The sequence below is a fragment of the Gelidibacter japonicus genome (assembly GCF_010725055.1).
In the GTDB taxonomy this organism is placed as follows: Bacteria; Bacteroidota; Bacteroidia; order Flavobacteriales; family Flavobacteriaceae; genus Gelidibacter; species Gelidibacter japonicus.
In genome coordinates this window covers 138,038-156,366 of the sequence record NZ_BJKB01000002.1, presented here as the reverse complement: position 1 = coordinate 156,366, position 18,329 = coordinate 138,038, and the positions used below count along the sequence as shown (strand labels likewise).

Here is an 18,329-nt window from a genome sequence, read left to right as displayed (position 1 = left end):
ACACGGCTCTCACCACTTAACTGCGGCGGATTGGGCGATGTTTTAGACGTGGACAGGCGGTTCTTTAAAGTGAAAAACGACCATATAATTTGTTAAAGTTAGTCGTATCTAGGTTAGATATTGTTTTTTTTACTAAATTTAGACAACCAAAAAAATGATGCCTATTGTTGATTTCTACCTAATATTATAACCTAAACTAAAAAAACCATGTCAAGAGCAATGTTTGAGTACACTAAAACCGTACTTAGCAAAGTCAGTTTTGATACTGCATTGTTCTGTAGAGAAGTCCAAAAAGCTATTCAACGCTTATTACCTTACGAAATTGAAGAGCTTAAGGTCTTTATCAAATCTTTGATTCTACAGAATCCAGAATTAAATCAATGTTTAATCTATTTAAAACCATAAAAAAAAGCGGCCAACCGGTCGCTTTTTTTATTATCATCATTGGATTGGTGATGTTTGTCCGGAGGACGCTCATTTTGCTAGCGGACTAATTATTTTTACGTTTTGGAAGGTAATCGCTCCACGGATAATTCCAGATATTACGTTGTGCAAGGCGTCGATGATCTGCATTTTCAATTCGCTTTTATGGTAAATAATACTGACTTCGCGGGCAGGTGAAGGCTCTTTAAAATGGTGGAGATTGACCTTGAGATTCTCATTGAGTTCAAGAGTGTGTAAATAGGGAAGTAAGGTCATTCCCAATCCTTCATTTGATAGTTTTATCAAGGTTTCTATACTGCCGCTTTCCAACTGAAAATTCTCGTCATTCTGATCTTTAAATGCTTTACATAGATTAATGATCCCGTCCCTAAAACAATGGCCATCTTCAAGCAGCAACATATCGTTAATTTCAAGGTCGGACACTTCAATGGTTTTCTTTTCAAAAAGACGATGGTGTTCTGGTATATAGCCTACAAAAGGTTCATAATACAGGACACGTTCTTTTATGTTTTCACTCTCCAAGGGAGTTGCGGCAATGGCGGCATCTAAGTGTCCCTCCTTAATTCTTAGGATAATTTCTTCAGTAGTGAGTTCTTCGATCCTCAGCTTAATCTTAGGGAACTTCTTTATAAATGCCTTTAAAAACATAGGAAGCAAAGTGGGCATTACCGTGGGTATAATTCCTAATCGGAATTCGCCACCGATGAATCCTTTTTGCTGATCGACAATGTCTTGGATCCGCTCGGATTCATTGACGATATTTCGTGCTTGTTGTACTATTTTTCGTCCAACCTCAGTGAGTTCTATAGGTTTTTTGCTGCGATCAAAAATAAGAACCTCTAATTCTTCTTCTAATTTTTGGATCTGGGTACTCAATGTTGGTTGCGTGACAAAACATTTTTCGGCGGCTTTTGTGAAGTTTTTATGTTCAGCAATAGCGATAACATAGGTTAACTGTGTAATGGTCATGGTTATTCATTTAAACTATAAAAATATAAAAACTATCTATAAAAACTATTATACAGATGGTTAATTAAAGTATAATTATTAACAAATAAAAGTCGAAAGTTGAAGTGTTGTTTTTGCCAAAGTTGATGCTGTTAGGGACGAAATATTGTTGGCCACGAATACAGGAATGGTTTTTTGAAGCAAGATTCAAGATTCGAGATTCGAGATTCAGGATTCAAGACTCAAGACTCAAGAATCGGGGGAAGTCAAAATATTGTTGACCACGGATACAGGAATGGATTTTTGGAGTTTGGAGCGGGAAGGTTGAAGCACGGAGAAATGTTGGCGTGAATAAATTGCCTTGCATAGATGAGTTGAATTTGTATTTTGAATAACGAATAATGAATAACGACTTGCCCGAACGTACCTTCTTAGGTAGGGGCGGGTTGAAGATTGTTAATTGAAGATTGAAGATTGTTGATTGAAGATTGTTGATTGAAGATTGATGATTTTTGAAGCAGGATTCAAGACTCAAGACTCAAGAATGGGGAGAAGTCGAAATGTTGTTGGCCACGGATACAGGAATGGATTTTTGGAGTTAGAAGCGCAAAGGTTGAAGCACGGAGAAATGCGGGATTAAGTTATCTTGTAGAGATGAAGTGAATTTGCACTTTGATTAACGAATAACGAATAACGACTTGCCCGAACGTACCTTCTTAGGTAGGGGCGGGTTGAAGATTGTTGATTGAAGATTGAAGATTGTTGATTGAAGATTGATGATTTTTGAAGCAGGATTCAAGATTCAAGACTCAAGAATCGGGGGAAGTCAAAATATTGTTGACCACGGATACAGGAATGGATTTTTGGAGTTTGGAGCGGGAAGGTTGAAGGACGAAGAAATTTTGCCGTGACTAATTGAAGATTGAAGATTGTTGATTGAAGATTGATGATTTTTGAAGCAAGATTTAGGATTCAAGACTCAAGAATCGGGATAAGCGAAATATTGTTGGCCACGAATACACGAATGGTTTTTAGAGTTTGGAGGGGGATGCTTGAAGCACGAAGAAATGCGTGATTAAGTTATCTTGTAGAGATGAAGTGAATTTGCACTTTGATTAACGAATAACGACTTGCCCGAACGTACCTTCTTAGGTAGGGGCGGGTTGAAGATTGTTGATTGAAGATTGAAGATTGTTGATTGAAGATTGATGATTTTTGAAGCAGGATTCAAGACTCAAGATTCAAGATTCAAGATTCGAGATTCAAGATTCAAGACTCAAGAATCGGGGGAAGTCGAAATGTTGTTGGCCACGAATACATGAATGGTTTTTAGTGTTTGGAGCGGGAAGGTTGAAGCACGGAGAAATGTTGGCGTGACTAAGTTGCTTTGCATAGGTGATTTAAATTTGTGCTTTGAATGTTTTGAATAACGAATAAAGAATATCGAATAAAGAATAACGACTTGCCCGAACGTACCTTCTTAGGTAGGGGCGGGTTGAAGATTTTTGATTGTTGATTTTTGATTGTTGATTGTTGACTGTCGATACCTTAAAACTGCCTGCCCGTCCGTAGCGCAGCGCAGGCGGGTAGCGCAGCGCAGGCGGGCCTGCCCGTCCGTAGTTTTTACGAAGGCTGGTAGCGAAGCGTAGGCGGGAAGACTGCTAACTGAAGACTGACGACTGCCAACTTGCAACTGCCAACTTCCTTCAAAGCAATCCCCGTGATTTAATCTCCAAATACTTATTAATGGTATCGATGGTCAGATTTTCGGGTGTGGTTAGAATAGAGTAGATGCCATACTTTTTTAGTTCCTGAACGATCAATCGTTTTTCAAAAGCAAATTTTTCGGCAATAACCTTGTCATAAACCTGTTGAATAGTCTCTGCTTTTTCGTCAATAATACTGTTGAGTTCTGTGTTTTTGAAAAAGATGACGACGATAAGATGGTTTTTGGCTATTGCTTTCAAATAGGCCAATTGCCTATTCAAACTATCTAAAGTTTCAAAATTGGTGTAGAGTAGGATTAAACTACGTTGGGTGATATTGCGCTTAATGTTGGCGTACAATCGGCTGAAATCACTTTCAAAATAATCGGTTTTCACATTGTAAAGCGATTCTAATATCAAACGCATTTGCGAATTTCGACGTTGTGCCACTACAATATTTTCCACTTTTTTGGAGAACGAAAGCATGCCCGCCTTATCGTGTTTTTTTAAGGCGATACTGCTGATGACCAAAGTCGCATTAATTGCATAATCCAATAAACTAAGGCCTTCAAAAGGCATTTTCATCACGCGGCCTTTGTCGATAATGGAATAAATGGGTTGCGACTTTTCGTCCTGAAATTGGTTGACCATCAAGTTGTTTTTCTTGGCCGTTGCTTTCCAATTGATGGTACGTAGATCATCACCTAAAACATAATCCTTAATTTGTTCAAATTCCATGGAATGCCCGATGCGACGGATTTTCTTCACCCCATAATCCTGCAGACTATTATTGATGTTGATCAATTCAAACTTCCGGAGCTGCTTAAAACTCGGATAGGTGGGCACCATGGCCTTATTGTCAAAACGAAAACGCTTGGCCACCAGTCCAATTTTTGTCGATGCGTAAATATTAAGGTTCCCAAAATGGTACTCGCCACGTTCCGTTGGTTTCAGGTTATAGGTGATGCGATCTTCCCTATGGGGTTTGATGTTCAGTTTGAGCTCAAAATCCCGTACCTGGAACTGAAATGGAATTTCATCAATAATAGTTAAGTCAATGGCGAACGGATAATGGTTTTCAATACTGATTTCTACTTGATTATTATCGCCATTAGAAAATTTATCAGGTAAAATTCGATAGCCCATAATTTTATTTTTGCCAAAGAATACGATCAAGACATCAATAAAAAACAATAATAGGACCACCAGGATGCAGAGTTGTGCAATGCCAAATAAAACGGGAACGAAATAACTGAATACGAACAGAGTTACAATGACTAATCCACTATAAAAAAACCGAGGCTGTATATAAAAAGGCTTAAACAATTTCAATTTGGGTACAGATTTTTTGTCATCAATTCACTAATTTAATCCTGCAAGTGGGTTTTTTAATACCGCGAAACTTATTTCTGTTGAAAAGTCTTAAAAATACAATTTCTTATTCATTCTTGGAAGGCTCGCTTGTAGGTTCTTGATTTTTCACATGGTCTGCACGTCAGAGCATTTCATTTAGGCGGCACTGGCTACCTACTGAGAACTTCAGACCCGCCCGAACGTACCATTTTCTTCTTAAATTAGTTAAGACGAGCGGGACGAGCGGGCTGCTGACTGCCAACTGTCTCCTAATTCCCTAATTTCTCTCATCACTCTCAATCATCCCATCTCGCAATCGAATAACGCGTGCCGCTCTTTTAGCCACATCTTCTTCGTGGGTCACAACGATTACTGTGTTTCCTGCCAAGTGTATATCGTCAAATAATTGAAGTATTTCCAATGAGGTTTTCGAATCTAAATTCCCCGTAGGTTCATCGGCAAGGATAATGGAAGGCCTATTGACTAGAGCACGGCCTACAGCTACACGTTGACGTTGCCCTCCAGAAAGTTCATTCGGTTTATGATGGATCCGATCGGCCAAGCCAACATCGGTCAATACTTCCGTGGCACGAGCTTGACGATCGGCTTTTGAGGCACCGGCATAGATCATCGGTAAGGCCACATTGTCCAACGCCGTAGTTCTTGGTAATAAATTAAAGGTTTGAAAAACAAATCCGATTTCCTTGTTTCGGATTTCTGCCAACTGATCGTCACTCAACTGACTTACATCTTTATCATTGAGAATGTATTTCCCGGAAGTAGGCGTGTCCAAACAGCCCAATAAATTCATCAACGTCGATTTCCCAGAACCTGAAGGCCCCATAATGGCGACGTAATCGCCGCGTTCTATATCCAGGTCAATGCCCTTTAAGACATAAACGGTTTCTGATCCTAATTGGAAGTTTCTGACAATGTTTCTAATGTGAATGACGTTTCCCATGGGTGTGTTTAAGGTTCAAAGTTTTAAGGTTCAAAGTTCAAAGTTCCAGGTTCAAAGATGAATAAACAAACATGGAATATCAAACATGGAATCTTGAATTTTTCGTGTTTGCAAGATAATTGATTTACGATTGGTATGACGTTCAAATCGTCATGTTGTTACACTCTAATCTTAAAATGTTCTTTTGCTTGTTCTTTTCTAAAGAAAACGATTCCCCAATTATAGGTATCAACGGTGACCGTAACTTGCGGATGTTTTTTAATACTTTCCCAGGCTTCGGTCATGCCTTTGGACCAGTAAATATCATCAAAAATAAAAACAGAATCGTTATGGGCGGTGGGCAAGAGCATTTCAAAATAGCGTAAGGTGGCTTCTTTTGAATGATGGCCATCAAAGAATATCAGATCCCAGTTTTTTTGTCTGTGCTCTCGAATTTTTGCTTTAAAATCTCCTTGTACAGTGGTAATGTTTGAAAGTTTTTTCTTGGTAAACTGCCGATTGGCCACCTCTAAGATCGCAGGACAACCTTCAATTGTAGTTATTTTTGCTTTGGGATTAGCCAAGGCCATAGCCTGAGTGGCAATGCCAAGATTGGTGCCTAACTCTAAAATGGAGGGCGATTCAAAATACCTGACCAACCTAAATAATAATTTGGCGTTTTTTAATGAGGTTCCAGAAGTTTTGGCGATGGCATTTATAGCCCGCTCATCAGATTTAAAAACTTTGGATCCCGACCCAAAATCGGTGATGGTGATTTTTTCAGGATTTAGCAACAATTCTGAACGATAGGCTACTAAAGCTTTATATTCAGAATAATTTGTCCGATCATAAAAACATTGTGTGACCAAATCATAAACAAAAGGGGAGTGGACACCATGCTGGTTTTTTGATTTGAGGAGGAATTTTATGTAGGAGAGGATTTTATGCAAGGGTTAGGAGTTTCTTGTTTTTATGGTTTCTATTGTTCCCCGTCTCTAAAAAGATTTGGGCAAGCGGACGAGCAGGCTTTTTTCAGGTTTCAGGTTTCTTGTTTCTATTGTTTTCTGCTACTGCAAAAGCTGCGGACAAGCAGACATTGGTCATCGGTCAAAATTAAATAGAACGCTGATGACGCGGATTTTTGCTGATTTGCACTGATTTGATTTGTCAGAAATACCAAATACCAAATACCAAATACCAAAATAAGCACATTTACCACAAATCTCAAAAGCCTTAATACTAATATTCGCAAAGTTTGCGCGAAGGATCAATAGTTAGGTTGACCACTTTACTCTTTTCAACTTTCAATAATTAATACAAATAAATAACAATCAATAACAACAACTTTGCGCCTCAGCGTCTCTGCGAGAAAATTTCAGAAGTACTCTTTCGAGTCCAGATTAATCTTCCAGCTTTTCTGACAACTCAAACCATCGGGCTTCCTTTGCCTCTAACTCGTTGATTATTTTCTCTAATTCCAATGACAATTTATTGATTTGATCTTGGGTCAAGCTGGTGTCAAGGAATTTGTCCTCAAAGGCTTTTTTATCCAACTCAAGCGATCTGATTTTACTTTCCAACGAATTCAGCTCCTTGTTTTCATTATAAGAAAGTTTCTTGGCCTCATTCTTTGTTTGATCCACAGTGACGGTTTCTGTTTTGACAACATCCACAACCGGTGCAGACGCTTCATACTCGCGATAATCGGAATAGTTGCCAGGGAAGTTTTCAACTTCACCTTCGCCTTTAAACACAAATAAATGATCGACGATCTTATCCATAAAGTAACGGTCGTGCGACACCACAAGCAAACAGCCAGGGAAATCCAGCAAGAATTCCTCAAGCACGTTTAAGGTCACAATGTCCAAGTCGTTGGTGGGCTCATCCAGGATCAGGAAGTTCGGATTTTGGATCAGTACGGTACAGAGGTACAAACGTTTTTGTTCGCCACCACTTAATTTTTCAACGAAATCGTACTGCTTTTTTCTGTCAAATAGAAAACGCTCCAATAATTGTGAGGCACTGATCTGACGTCCTTTGGTCAACGGGATGTACTCGCCAAACTCCTTGATGACTTCAATGACCTTTTGACCTTCCTTTATTTTGATGCCACCTTGGGTATAATACCCAAATTTAACGGTATCGCCAATGACAATTTTTCCAGCGTCGGGAGTGATGGATTTGGTCAACATATTTAAAAATGTCGATTTGCCAGTTCCGTTTTTTCCGATAATGCCGATCCGTTCACCTCTTTTGAAAACATATTCAAAACCGTCCAGTATCACCTTATCCCCAAAGGCCTTTGAGACTTTATGGAATTCCACAATCTTGCTTCCCAACCGTTCCATATTGATTTCCAATTGCACCTGATGGTCATTTCGGCGTTGGTGGGCTTTAGCCTTGATATCCTGAAAATCGTCAATGCGCGATTTAGATTTGGTGGTCCGTGCTTTCGGTTGGCGGCGCATCCAGTCCAATTCTTTCTTGAAGAGTTGCTTGGCCTTACCGGTTTCAACAGTTTCATTGGCAACCCGTGCTTCCTTTTGTTCTAAATAATAGGAGTAATTACCCTTATAAGTGTAGAGTTTACCGTGGTCCAGTTCAATGATTTCATTACAGACACGCTCCAAAAAGTACCGATCATGCGTCACCATGAACAAGGTCATTTGTGCCTTGGCAAAATACTGCTCCAGCCATTCAATCATTTCAAGATCGAGGTGGTTGGTGGGCTCATCCAAGATTAAAAGATCAGGGTCGTTGATCAGTGCGGTTGCCAGGGCCAATCTCTTTTTCTGGCCTCCAGAGAGTGTTTTGATCTTTTTGCTGAGGTCTTCCAATTTCAATTGCGAGAGGATTTGTTTAAACCGCAGCTCAAATTCCCAGGCATTGTGGCGCTCCATGCCCTCAAAAGCTTTTTGGTAGGCATCGGCGTCCTCTGGATTTAACAGCGCCTTTTCATAGTTTTCAATGATTTTTAAGATGGGCAAATCGGAGTTGAAAATCGTATCCTCTATCGTATGTTCATCTTCAAATTGAGGCGATTGCGATAAAAAAGACAAGCGTAGCCCTTTCCTGATCACGACTTGCCCGTTATCGGGTTGGTCTGCACCTGAGATGATATTGAGGATAGAGGTCTTGCCACTTCCGTTTTTCGCCACAAAGGCAATTTTATCGTCTTTATGGATACTAAAAGACAAGTCTTCAAATAGCGATACTTCGCCATAAGATTTTGATATCGATTCAACAGTTAGGTAATTCAAAGTCTATTTTTTTGCAAATAACGGGAATAATAAACAAGCGCGATAATATCTTCAAATTTAAAGTTAAGTGAAGCATTTCATTGGTTTAAAGCCTTTTTTCAAAACCTTAGATACATTGAGTACTTTTTATCGCTTGCGACTTAAATATAATAAGAAACAATTTAGAATGACCATCTTTTGCATTGATTTAACCTTTGATTTACCAATAAACCAAAAAAATTGATAATAGTTTTGATATTCATAGTGATAACTTATATTTGTCAAAACACATGTGACCCTCTATGAAACGATTTTTATTGGTTATGGGATTAATTCTCAGTAGTTTATTGACATCCTGTATTCCTCATAAAGATATTGTGTACCTCCAAAATAAGGATATGGCCACCGATAGTTTACAGCTAATGGTAGAGCAGCAAAAACCTTATCGAGTTCAAATCAATGATATTTTGAATATTAGGGTGAAATCAATTGATCAGAAATCGGTAAGTATCCTCAATCCTATTGGTGAAGGAAATTTAAATGCGAGTTCAAGTGAGCGCGCCTATTTTGATGGATTTACAGTTGATGTTCATGGCAATATCAGGATACCCTCTTTAGGTCAAATTAATGTCCTAGGTTATTCTACTGAGGAGATTGAAACCATGATTGAAACCAAATTACTCGACGAACAATTTAAGGAAACAGCCAACATATTTGTCACCGTAAAATTAGCGGGTCTTCGTTACACTGCCAATGGCGAGGTGGGAAGTCCAGGCACACAAGTGTTGTTTCAAGAACGCGTCAATATTTTTCAGGCCATTGCCAATGTGGGCGAAATTCCAGTGACCGGAGACCGCAAAGATGTATTGATTATACGTCAATACCCACAGGGACAAAAAATTCACCATTTAGATTTGACCGACATAAATGTTATGAATTCGCCATATTACTATATCCAACCAAATGATATGATATACGTTAAGCCGCTCAAACAAAAAACTTGGGGTACTGGCGTAACGGGCAGAGAGACATTAGCTACGATAGTTTCTGTTTTGAGTCTTATAACCACAACAATTGTATTAATTAGACTGTAGTTTTTTGAATGGAAGACCACGAAAATGATTATTCAGAACCGAGAGGTGTCAACTTTGATTTTAGAGGATTCTTATTCAAGGCGCTAAACCTCTGGAAATTGGTGCTTTTAAGTATTGGTATTGCATTAATTGTGGCCTATCTGATCAATGTAAGAAAACAAAATATTTATCGGCTAGACTCACTGATTTCCGTTGAGACTGAACAGAATCCTTTTTTTACCGCCAATACGAGCATTTCCTTTAATTGGGGAGGGGTTTCCGGTAAGGTTGGAAAAATCATGACTTCCGTAAAAACGAGGACGCATAACGAATTTGTTGTGGATTCCTTGGAATATTATATGCAATATTTGAAACAGGGCAAATACCGGATGGAAGATATTTACAAGGATGCCCCATTTATTGTAAAGCTCGATAAAACCAAAGGCCAACTTTTGGGCCCACCAATAGGAATTCGATTTATAAACGACAATCAGTTTGAACTCTTTATTGACTTTGCGGGTACGGTAGCCAATCTCCAGCGTCCTATTGATAAAGAACGACTGCAGGCAAATGTCACTAAAGGTCCATTTAAAGCAACCTATAGTTTTGGACAAGCCATAACACTTCCGTTTTTCAATGCGACGATAATTCCAAGACCAAATCGTATCGCACAGGAAAACTCAGAGTATTTTGTGAGGTTCCTGAATTTTGATGGCGTGGTGAGCGGCTTCCAGAATGGCATTCAAATTGGGCCGTTTTCAAAGGAGTCGGCCTCTGTGTTGAAATTGTCATTAACGGGAACCAACAAGTCGAAAATTGTTGACTATCTCAATGCTACAAGTGCTATTTTGAGCAAAATGGAGTTGGAGCGAAAAAACCTTTATGCCACTAATACCATTAAGTTTATTGACAGTAGCTTAAACGCTGTGAATGACAATTTGAAAGATGTTACCGATGAAATGAATACCTTCCGAAAAAAGAATAAGGTATTTGACGTCAGTGATGAAATGCAGATCATTTCTGAAAAATTAAAGGGATTGGACATCCAAAAAGAGCAGGAGCAGTCCAAGTTGAACTACCTTAATGCTTTAGAGACCTATTTGCGGACGAAAACAGATTACACTAAAATTGCGGCACCAACTTCTGTGGGCATTGAAGAGGGCAATATTTTGGCCAGTGTGTCAAAAATCACAGCTTTAGCCATTGAGCGCCAAAATTTGGAATACACTACCAAAGAAGGAAGTATCTTATTTAAGGATATTGACAACCAATTGGATTCTGAAAAGAATGTTCTCTTGGAAACCATAGATGCTACAAGTAGCACAATTAGGTCCCAGTTGAATGCACTTACCAAAAATATTGGCAATTTGGAAGCACAACTGAGCGGATTACCTGAAGACCAGCAAGAATTCCTAAAGATTCAACGGAAGATGAACATCAGTCAACAAGCCTATGATGTTTATTTGTCGAAGCGCGGAGAAGCGGCAATAGTCAAGGCTGCCAATGTTTCTGATATCACGACTATTGATGAAGCCAAAGATATTGGCGGTGGACTTATAGGACCCAATAAGTCACTCAATTATATGATGGCTTTAATGGTTGGTTTTTTTGCACCAATGTTTTTGATTTTTGTGATTTTCTTATTGGACAATACGATTCATGGTTCTGATGAAGTGGAACGCTTGTCGAGTATTCCAATACTTGGATTGATTGGAAAATACAATTATAAAAACAATCTGGTGGTCTTTGAAAAACCTAAATCCGCAGTGGCAGAATCGTTTCGATCCATCAGATCAAGTCTGCAGTTTATCTATAAGAAACAAGGAAAAGAGGAGGGTCGTGGAAAGACTATTATGATTACCTCGTCGGTCAGTGGAGAAGGAAAAACTTTTTGCTCAATAAATATCGCTACTGTTTATGCCTTATCTGGAAAGAAAACCCTGTTGTTGGGAATGGATTTAAGAAAGCCTAAAATTTTTGGAGATTTTGGAATGACCAATGATAAAGGCGTTGTCAACTATTTGATTGGAGAATGTTCCTTTGATGAGATGAACACGGGATCGTTTATTGAAAACCTTGATGTTATTCCATCTGGACCGGTACCACCAAATCCGTCAGAATTGTTCATGGGCCCGAGAATGAAATTGCTCATGGAACATGTGCGCCAACATTATGATATCATCGTATTGGACACACCACCTTTAGGATTGGTCACCGATGCCTTAGAACTGACACAATACGCCGATGCCACCCTGTTCATGGTGCGATTGGACTATACCAAAAAAGGGATGTTGTCCTTAATCAACGCCAAATATAAAATGGGCGAAGTCAAGAATATTAGTTTTGTCCTTAACTTCTATAAGCACAAGACCAATCATAATTACGGGTATGGGTACGGCTATGGCTACGGCTACGGTTATGGTTACGGGGTTTATGGGAATGCTTATCACGAAGGGAACGGCAAGCGACCGCTGCTAAGACGGATCAAGAAGTTTTTGAGAATTAACACTTAATCAATTTCTTTTGATCTCTCCAAGACAAGTCTTTGTAAAACGTATATTTGATGTGACGTTAGGTCTTTTTCTACTCCCGTTTCTAATCATTCCTATCGTTTTACTGATTTTAATGGCTACGCTCGACACCGGCCAATGGGGTTTGTTTTCACAATATCGGATTGGGCACTTTGGAATACCTTTTAAAATATACAAAATCAGGACATTAAAGCAAGAGCTCCATCGTTTGGGACATTTAGATGCAAGTGCAACACGTTTCGGTAAATTTTTAAGACGTTATAAGTTAGATGAATTGCCTCAACTCTTCAACGTTATAAAGGGCGATATGAGTTTTGTCGGCCCACGCCCTGATATTGCGGGTTTTGCAGACTGTTTGGAAGGTGAAGACCGCATTATTTTGAACGTCAAACCAGGCATTACAGGACCAGCGACCATAAAATACAAAGACGAAGAACGTATTTTGGCACAACAGTCAGACCCTGAACACTACAATAGAACGGTAATTTGGACCGATAAGGTTGAAATCAATAAAAAATACGTTCGAAATTGGAGATTTTCTGTAGATTTGCTCTTTATTTTAAAATCCATAAAAAACTCAAAATGACAAGTCACCCCAAAATTACGATATTAGGATTAGGATATGTAGGTTTACCACTAGCTGTAGAATTTGCAAAGCAATTTTTGGTTGTCGGTTTTGACATCAACCAAAAGCGTATTGAGGAGCTCGAACAAGGGGTAGATAGAACCTTAGAAGTTGATAATAACATTCTTAAGTCCATTTTAGTGACAGACCCAAAGGCCAAAAGTGGTCTGTTTGTGTCGAGTGATGTTGCGGATATCGAAGATTCCGATTTTTATATTGTTACCGTCCCAACGCCAACGGATGCCCTCAACAAGCCTATTTTCACCCCATTGGTGAAGGCGAGCGAGACTGTTGGTAAAGTACTGAAAAAAGATGCCATCGTTATTTATGAATCCACAGTATATCCTGGAGTCACTGAAGATATCTGTGTGCCGATCTTGGAGAAGGAATCGGGATTGAGGTTTAACGTCGATTTCTTTGCCGGCTATTCGCCAGAGCGTATCAATCCGGGAGATAAGGTCCATACCGTAACTCAAATCTTAAAGGTCACTTCAGGTTCAACCCCAGAAATTGCGATCAAGGTTGACAATCTCTATAAAACCATTATTACGGCAGGTACCCATATGGCACCGAGCATAAAAGTAGCCGAAGCAGCTAAGGTTATTGAAAATTCACAACGCGATATCAATATTGCTTTTGTGAATGAACTTTCTAAAATCTTCCGCTTGCTGGACATTGATACCAAAGCGGTTTTAGAAGCTGCAGGTACCAAGTGGAACTTCATTAAGATGTCTCCAGGATTGGTAGGAGGACACTGTATTGGTGTGGATCCGTATTATTTGGCCCAAAAAGCGATTGAATCAGGATACAATCCTGAAATTATATTGGCAGGTCGAAAGATGAATGACAGTATGGGCAGTTATGTGGCTCAGGAAACTGTTAAAATGATGATCAAGAAGGGGGCAACCATCAAAGGTTCCAAAGTCTTGGTTTTAGGCATCACCTTTAAAGAGAATTGTCCGGATATCCGTAATTCAAGGGTGATTGATATCATCAGGGAGTTCGAAAGTTATGACGTGGATGTTGATGTTTATGATCCATGGGCCTCTGCCGATGAAGTCATGCATGAATACGACTTCGATTTGATTTGTACCGATACCAAATTGGCTTCCAAATATGACGCCATTGTCGTTGCGGTTGCGCATAATGAGTTTTTAAAGTTGGATCTCAAGAATTTAAAATCAGATATCGGCGTTATTTTTGACGTCAAATGCTTATTGCCAATAGAAACCGTTGACGCCAGACTATAATGTACACACATCCTTACCATAACGAAGATTTATCAAACTACAGCTTTTTAGTCACCGGTGGTGCAGGCTTTATTGGATCCAATCTGGTCCAGTACCTCTTGCAGCATGGGGCTAAAAAAGTCCGAGTGCTTGATAATTTCTCAAATGGGTATCGAGAGAACCTTACCGAATTTATGGCGAATCCCGCCTTCGAATTGATGGAAGGTGATATCAGAGACGTGGACACCTGCCATCGTGCGGTAAAAGACATGGACTATGTGTCACATCAAGCAGCGTTGGGCTCTGTGCCAAGATCGATCAACGATCCAGCGACCACAAACGACGTCAACATTTCTGGTTTTTTGAATATGATGATTGCCATCAAGGATAATCCAAACGTGAAGCGCATGGTCTATGCCGCTTCCAGTTCTACTTATGGCGATAGCAAATCCTTGCCAAAAGTAGAAGACACTATTGGAAAACCTTTATCGCCTTATGCAGTGACCAAATATGTCAACGAACTCTACGCCGACGTGTTTGGCAAAACCTACGGCACAGATGTGATTGGTTTTAGATACTTCAATGTATTTGGACCAAAACAAAGTCCCAATGGTGCCTATGCAGCGGTAATCCCGTTGTTTATGCAAGCCTTAAAAGATAATACATCACCAAAGATCAATGGCGACGGCGGACAGACAAGAGATTTCACCTTTATAGATAATGTGGTTCAAGCCAATGTCAAAGGTTTTTTCGCTTCTAAAGAAGCCGCCAATCAGGTATTCAACGTCGCCTGTGGTGAACGCATTGATATCAATTATTTATGGGAATCCCTTAAATCTGCAGCCAACTCTCAGTTAAAAGCAGAATACGGCCCAGAACGTCAAGGTGATGTCCGCGATTCTTTAGCAGATATTTCAAAGGCCAAGGAGTTATTGGGGTATTCGCCACGATATACGGTGAGGGAAGGGCTGAAGATAACTTGGGATGCGTTTGTTTAGAGGGTTTGTTTATTTATTTTTTCTAACAAGATTTATTTATTAAAAACATAAACTCCCCTTTCTTTACCTTCCTTCCACTACGGTAAATTCATTCCCCTGTTGTTTATTCAAACTCCTCTTTCTTTACCTTCGTTCCACTGCGGTAAATTCATTCCCCTCTTTGGCTAAAGAGGGGAGCGGCATGGTGATTTGCCAAGATTATTTGTTATTTTATAATTAACCTGTCTTTTTCAGTAAACTTAAAATTACGTGTTAATCTTGTAAACTAACTGCATGTCATAAACTCTATCTCAGTGGCTCCTCCCTTTAGTCAAAGAGAGGTGGCTATATCGACGAAGGAGATATAGACGGAGGGTTTGCGTGTCCTGCTCAAAGGGAGGTTTAGACGGAGGGTTTGCAGAACCTACCCCAAGCCAGGCACCTTAACATAATCCAGAAAACCATCAATCTCAGTCTTTACAAAAACAATCCCGTATTTCCTTTATAACAGATGGCAAATGATCAAATACCATTTTGTTTTCAAATCGTATTACCTTATACCCTAAACTTTCTAAATATATGGTTCGCTTCCTGTCATATTCCTTTCCTTCAGGAGTGAAATGTCCTTGACCATCCAATTCAATAATTAATCTTTCAGAAGCACAATAAAAATCAACAATATAATAGCCAATGCTGTGTTGTTTTGTAAATCGTTTATTGTCTAATTGCCTGGATTTTAGCTGTGTCCATAAGAATGCTTCAGCAGGAGTTAGTTTTTTGCGCAACTCTTTTCTGTAGCCTTGTAATTCTTTTTTGGTATGTATTCTTTGCTTGGACATTTATTAAAAATAGATAATATTTGGATATGTAGTGCTAAAACTACTTATGTTAGAACAAACTTCCCTTTCTTTACCTTCGTTTCACTACGGTAAATTCATTCCCCTATGGCTTATTCAAACTCCCCTTTCTTTACCTTTGTTTTACTACGGTAAATTTATTCCCCTCTTTGGCTAAAGAGGGGAGCGGCATGGTGATTTTCCAAGATTATTTGTTATTTTATAATTAACCTGTCTTTTTCAGTAAACTTAAAATTACGTGTTTATCTTGTAAACTATCTGCATGTCATAAACTCTATCTCAGTGGCTCCTCCCTTTAATCAAAGGGAGGTGGCTATATCGACGAAGGAAATATAGTCGGAGGGTTTGCCTATCCTATCTTAAATCATGTATCAATCATGTTAATTAGCCACATCATATAAACCCACCCCAATTTTATAACAATTCACCCCCATAGTTCCATCTATTTTTTTATATTCGTTTTTTGATTCATGGCGAGATACATTCTGACCATTCCCTAAGTAGAATATCGTCATTTCATCAGCGTGCGACTTTTAATGCTTAAAATATGATATGACTAATTTCTTGATCACTGGTGGTGCCGGTAATATTGGAAGTGCCTTGGCCACAAGATTGGCCGAAACTGAGACCTATAAGATTGTTATTGTCGATAATCTCTCAACAGGCCATATCCGAAAAATGCCGAAATCTGACAATGTGATCTTTATCAATGCTGATGTTAATATCTACAAGGATATCCTCCCCGTTTTTGGTCGTTTTGACTTTGACTATGTCTTTCACTTCGCTGCGGTTGTAGGCGTGCAACGTACTTTGGAGCATCCCCTTGGCGTATTGGAGGATATTGAAGGCATCAAGAACGTGTTGGCGCTTTCAAAAAGCTCGGGAGTCAAGCGGGTGTTTTTTTCCAGTTCCTCTGAGGTCTATGGCGAACCCTTTGAAATCCCGCAGAATGAAAACACCACCCCTTTAAACTCGCGATTGCCTTACGCCATAGTCAAAAATGTTGGCGAAGCTTTTTTTAGGTCTTATGAAAAGGAATTCGGTCTGCCCTATACTATTTTTCGTTTCTTCAATACCTATGGACCACATCAAAGCGAGGACTTTGTGGTTCCTAAATTTTTAAAGGCTGCTCTGGCAGGAAAACCAATAGAAATTCATGGGGATGGTCTGCAGACCCGTTCGTTTTGTTATATCGAGGATACCATTGCCACCTGCATCAAAACCCTACACCGCAATTATGAAAATAGTGTTTTAAATGTCGGAAATGATCGAGAGATGAGTGTTTTGGAGCTCGCCAGGGAAATCATTAAGCTTACGGGATCCAGTTCTGAAATCATCCATTTACCTGCTCTAGTTGAGGGAGATATGAGACGTCGTTGTCCTGATGTGACCAAAATGAAAGCCATTTTACACCGGGAGCTGACCAGTTTGGACGAAGGTTTGCATCAAATGGTCGAATTTTATAAGTCGCAATCAAAAACTTAGATCTAACTCCATAATTTCTATTATATTAGCCCAGTTAAAAAATGCAATGCCTCTCATGACACCACAAGATCAATGGCTGTACACCATTTCTTCAAAGCATAAACTGATTGACCTTAATTTTAAGGAAATTTGGCGTTACAGAGATTTGCTCATCCTTTTTGTCAAACGGGATATTGTCACGGTCTATAAACAAACCATTTTAGGACCTTTATGGTATGTGATTCAGCCCTTGTTCACTTCGGTTATTTTCACTTTGATTTTTAATAATCTTGGGAATATCCAAACCGGAGGTGTGCCGCCATTCCTCTTTAATTTGGCGGGAATTACGGCCTGGAATTATTTTAAGGAATGCCTCACGGGCACCTCAAGCACTTTTACCACCAATCAAAGTATTTTCGGGAAAGTCTATTTTCCAAGAGTGATTATGCCCATGTCGATTACTATTTCCAACTTATTGAAGTTTGGGATTCAATTGGGTATTTTTATTGGGTTTTATATCTATTACGCATTTCAGGGACAGACTTTTGGCTTTAACAGCCATATCTTTTTACTCCCTGTGTATATTGTTATGATGGCCCTGATGGGCTTGGGACTGGGGATGATCATTTCTTCCATGACCACCAAATATAGAGACTTAACCGTATTGGTTGGTTTTGGCGTGCAGTTGTTGATGTACGTATCCGCTGTGCCCTATCCAGTAAGTGAGGCAAAAGCCAAGTTTCCAAGTTCTGTGGCATTAATTGTAGAGTACAATCCGTTGACCCAAATTATAGAAGGCTTTAGAGTCATGCTTTTAAATACGGGAGCGTTCAGTTGGTTTGGATTTATTTACACCTTAATCATTAGTGTGGTCCTGTTTTTAATAGGATTGGTTATATTTAACAAAACGGAGAAATCGTTTATTGATACGGTGTAGGTTAAA

The 18,329-nt window shown here is 39.3% G+C and carries 14 protein-coding genes; 8 read left to right on the top strand and 6 right to left on the bottom strand.

The genetic code is table 11. The features are described from left to right. Positions 1-207: 207 nt before the first annotated feature. Positions 208-405, top strand: coding sequence for a hypothetical protein (locus G6N06_RS19800; protein ID WP_163514517.1), 198 nt, complete (start codon positions 208-210; stop codon positions 403-405). A gap of 69 nt (positions 406-474) precedes the next feature. Here the strand turns inward: G6N06_RS19800 and G6N06_RS02670 are convergent, their stop codons facing one another. From G6N06_RS02670 to G6N06_RS02650, 5 genes are all read right to left on the bottom strand, one after another. Next, positions 475-1,413 carry a LysR substrate-binding domain-containing protein gene (locus tag G6N06_RS02670; protein WP_163514516.1) on the bottom strand — a complete coding sequence of 313 codons (939 nt, stop codon included), beginning with the start codon at positions 1,411-1,413 and terminating at the stop codon, positions 475-477. 1,685 nt (positions 1,414-3,098) lie between these two features. Beyond that, entirely contained in the window at positions 3,099-4,430 is a 1,332-nt protein-coding gene (locus G6N06_RS02665) for a DUF58 domain-containing protein (RefSeq protein WP_163514515.1), read from the bottom strand. Between the two features lie 298 nt (positions 4,431-4,728). Continuing rightward, positions 4,729-5,412 carry an ABC transporter ATP-binding protein gene (locus G6N06_RS02660; RefSeq protein WP_163514514.1) on the bottom strand — a complete coding sequence of 228 codons (684 nt, stop codon included), beginning with the start codon at positions 5,410-5,412 and terminating at the stop codon, positions 4,729-4,731. A 158-nt stretch (positions 5,413-5,570) separates the two neighbouring features. Further along, entirely contained in the window at positions 5,571-6,341 is a 771-nt protein-coding gene (locus tag G6N06_RS02655) for an O-methyltransferase (protein ID WP_163514513.1), read from the bottom strand. 450 nt (positions 6,342-6,791) lie between these two features. Then, entirely contained in the window at positions 6,792-8,651 is a 1,860-nt protein-coding gene (locus tag G6N06_RS02650) for an ABC-F family ATP-binding cassette domain-containing protein (protein WP_163514512.1), read from the bottom strand. Positions 8,652-8,932: 281 nt separating this feature from the next. Here G6N06_RS02650 and G6N06_RS02645 point away from each other — a divergent pair, with 281 nt between their 5' ends. The 5 genes from G6N06_RS02645 to G6N06_RS02625 are packed head-to-tail and all read left to right on the top strand — an operon-like array spanning position 8,933 to position 15,086. Beyond that, the gene (locus G6N06_RS02645) at positions 8,933-9,724 is read left to right on the top strand and encodes a polysaccharide biosynthesis/export family protein (protein WP_163514511.1); all 792 of its coding nucleotides are present in this window, start codon (positions 8,933-8,935) and stop codon (positions 9,722-9,724) included. Positions 9,725-9,732: 8 nt separating this feature from the next. Continuing rightward, positions 9,733-12,216: a GumC family protein gene (locus G6N06_RS02640; protein ID WP_163514510.1), complete on the top strand. Its 2,484-nt coding sequence runs from the start codon at positions 9,733-9,735 to the stop codon at positions 12,214-12,216. Between the two features lie 10 nt (positions 12,217-12,226). Beyond that, positions 12,227-12,820: a sugar transferase gene (locus tag G6N06_RS02635; RefSeq protein WP_240337948.1), complete on the top strand. Its 594-nt coding sequence runs from the start codon at positions 12,227-12,229 to the stop codon at positions 12,818-12,820. Beyond that, the gene (locus G6N06_RS02630) at positions 12,817-14,109 is read left to right on the top strand and encodes a nucleotide sugar dehydrogenase (protein ID WP_163514509.1); all 1,293 of its coding nucleotides are present in this window, start codon (positions 12,817-12,819) and stop codon (positions 14,107-14,109) included. Before G6N06_RS02635 ends, G6N06_RS02630 begins: the two co-directional genes overlap by 4 nt. Continuing rightward, positions 14,109-15,086 carry an SDR family oxidoreductase gene (locus G6N06_RS02625; RefSeq protein WP_163514508.1) on the top strand — a complete coding sequence of 326 codons (978 nt, stop codon included), beginning with the start codon at positions 14,109-14,111 and terminating at the stop codon, positions 15,084-15,086. Before G6N06_RS02630 ends, G6N06_RS02625 begins: the two co-directional genes overlap by 1 nt. A 449-nt stretch (positions 15,087-15,535) precedes the next feature. Here the strand turns inward: G6N06_RS02625 and G6N06_RS02620 are convergent, their stop codons facing one another. Next, positions 15,536-15,904 (bottom strand): endonuclease domain-containing protein, encoded by a 369-nt coding sequence (locus G6N06_RS02620; RefSeq protein ID WP_163514507.1) that lies wholly within the window; start codon positions 15,902-15,904, stop codon positions 15,536-15,538. A gap of 570 nt (positions 15,905-16,474) precedes the next feature. Here G6N06_RS02620 and G6N06_RS02615 point away from each other — a divergent pair. Both G6N06_RS02615 and G6N06_RS02610 read left to right on the top strand, forming a co-directional pair. After that, positions 16,475-17,407, top strand: a complete 933-nt coding sequence (locus G6N06_RS02615; RefSeq protein ID WP_163514506.1) for an NAD-dependent epimerase/dehydratase family protein — start codon at positions 16,475-16,477, stop codon at positions 17,405-17,407. Positions 17,408-17,462: 55 nt separating this feature from the next. Next, entirely contained in the window at positions 17,463-18,323 is an 861-nt protein-coding gene (locus tag G6N06_RS02610) for an ABC transporter permease (RefSeq protein WP_205334713.1), read from the top strand. Positions 18,324-18,329: the final 6 nt, after the last annotated feature.

Excerpts from the sequence above, each read along its gene's own strand:
- G6N06_RS02640 (WP_163514510.1), top strand. The coding sequence starts at position 9,733 with ATGGAAGACCACGAAAATGATTATTCAGAACCGAGAGGTGTCAACTTT.
- G6N06_RS02630 (WP_163514509.1), top strand. The coding sequence starts at position 12,817 with ATGACAAGTCACCCCAAAATTACGATATTAGGATTAGGATATGTAGGT.
- G6N06_RS19800 (WP_163514517.1), top strand. The coding sequence starts at position 208 with ATGTCAAGAGCAATGTTTGAGTACACTAAAACCGTACTTAGCAAAGTC.
- G6N06_RS02620 (WP_163514507.1), bottom strand. The coding sequence starts at position 15,904 with ATGTCCAAGCAAAGAATACATACCAAAAAAGAATTACAAGGCTACAGA.
- G6N06_RS02615 (WP_163514506.1), top strand. The coding sequence starts at position 16,475 with ATGACTAATTTCTTGATCACTGGTGGTGCCGGTAATATTGGAAGTGCC.
- G6N06_RS02645 (WP_163514511.1), top strand. The coding sequence starts at position 8,933 with ATGAAACGATTTTTATTGGTTATGGGATTAATTCTCAGTAGTTTATTG.
- G6N06_RS02610 (WP_205334713.1), top strand. The coding sequence starts at position 17,463 with ATGACACCACAAGATCAATGGCTGTACACCATTTCTTCAAAGCATAAA.
- G6N06_RS02660 (WP_163514514.1), bottom strand. The coding sequence starts at position 5,412 with ATGGGAAACGTCATTCACATTAGAAACATTGTCAGAAACTTCCAATTA.
- G6N06_RS02625 (WP_163514508.1), top strand. The coding sequence starts at position 14,109 with ATGTACACACATCCTTACCATAACGAAGATTTATCAAACTACAGCTTT.
- G6N06_RS02670 (WP_163514516.1), bottom strand. The coding sequence starts at position 1,413 with ATGACCATTACACAGTTAACCTATGTTATCGCTATTGCTGAACATAAA.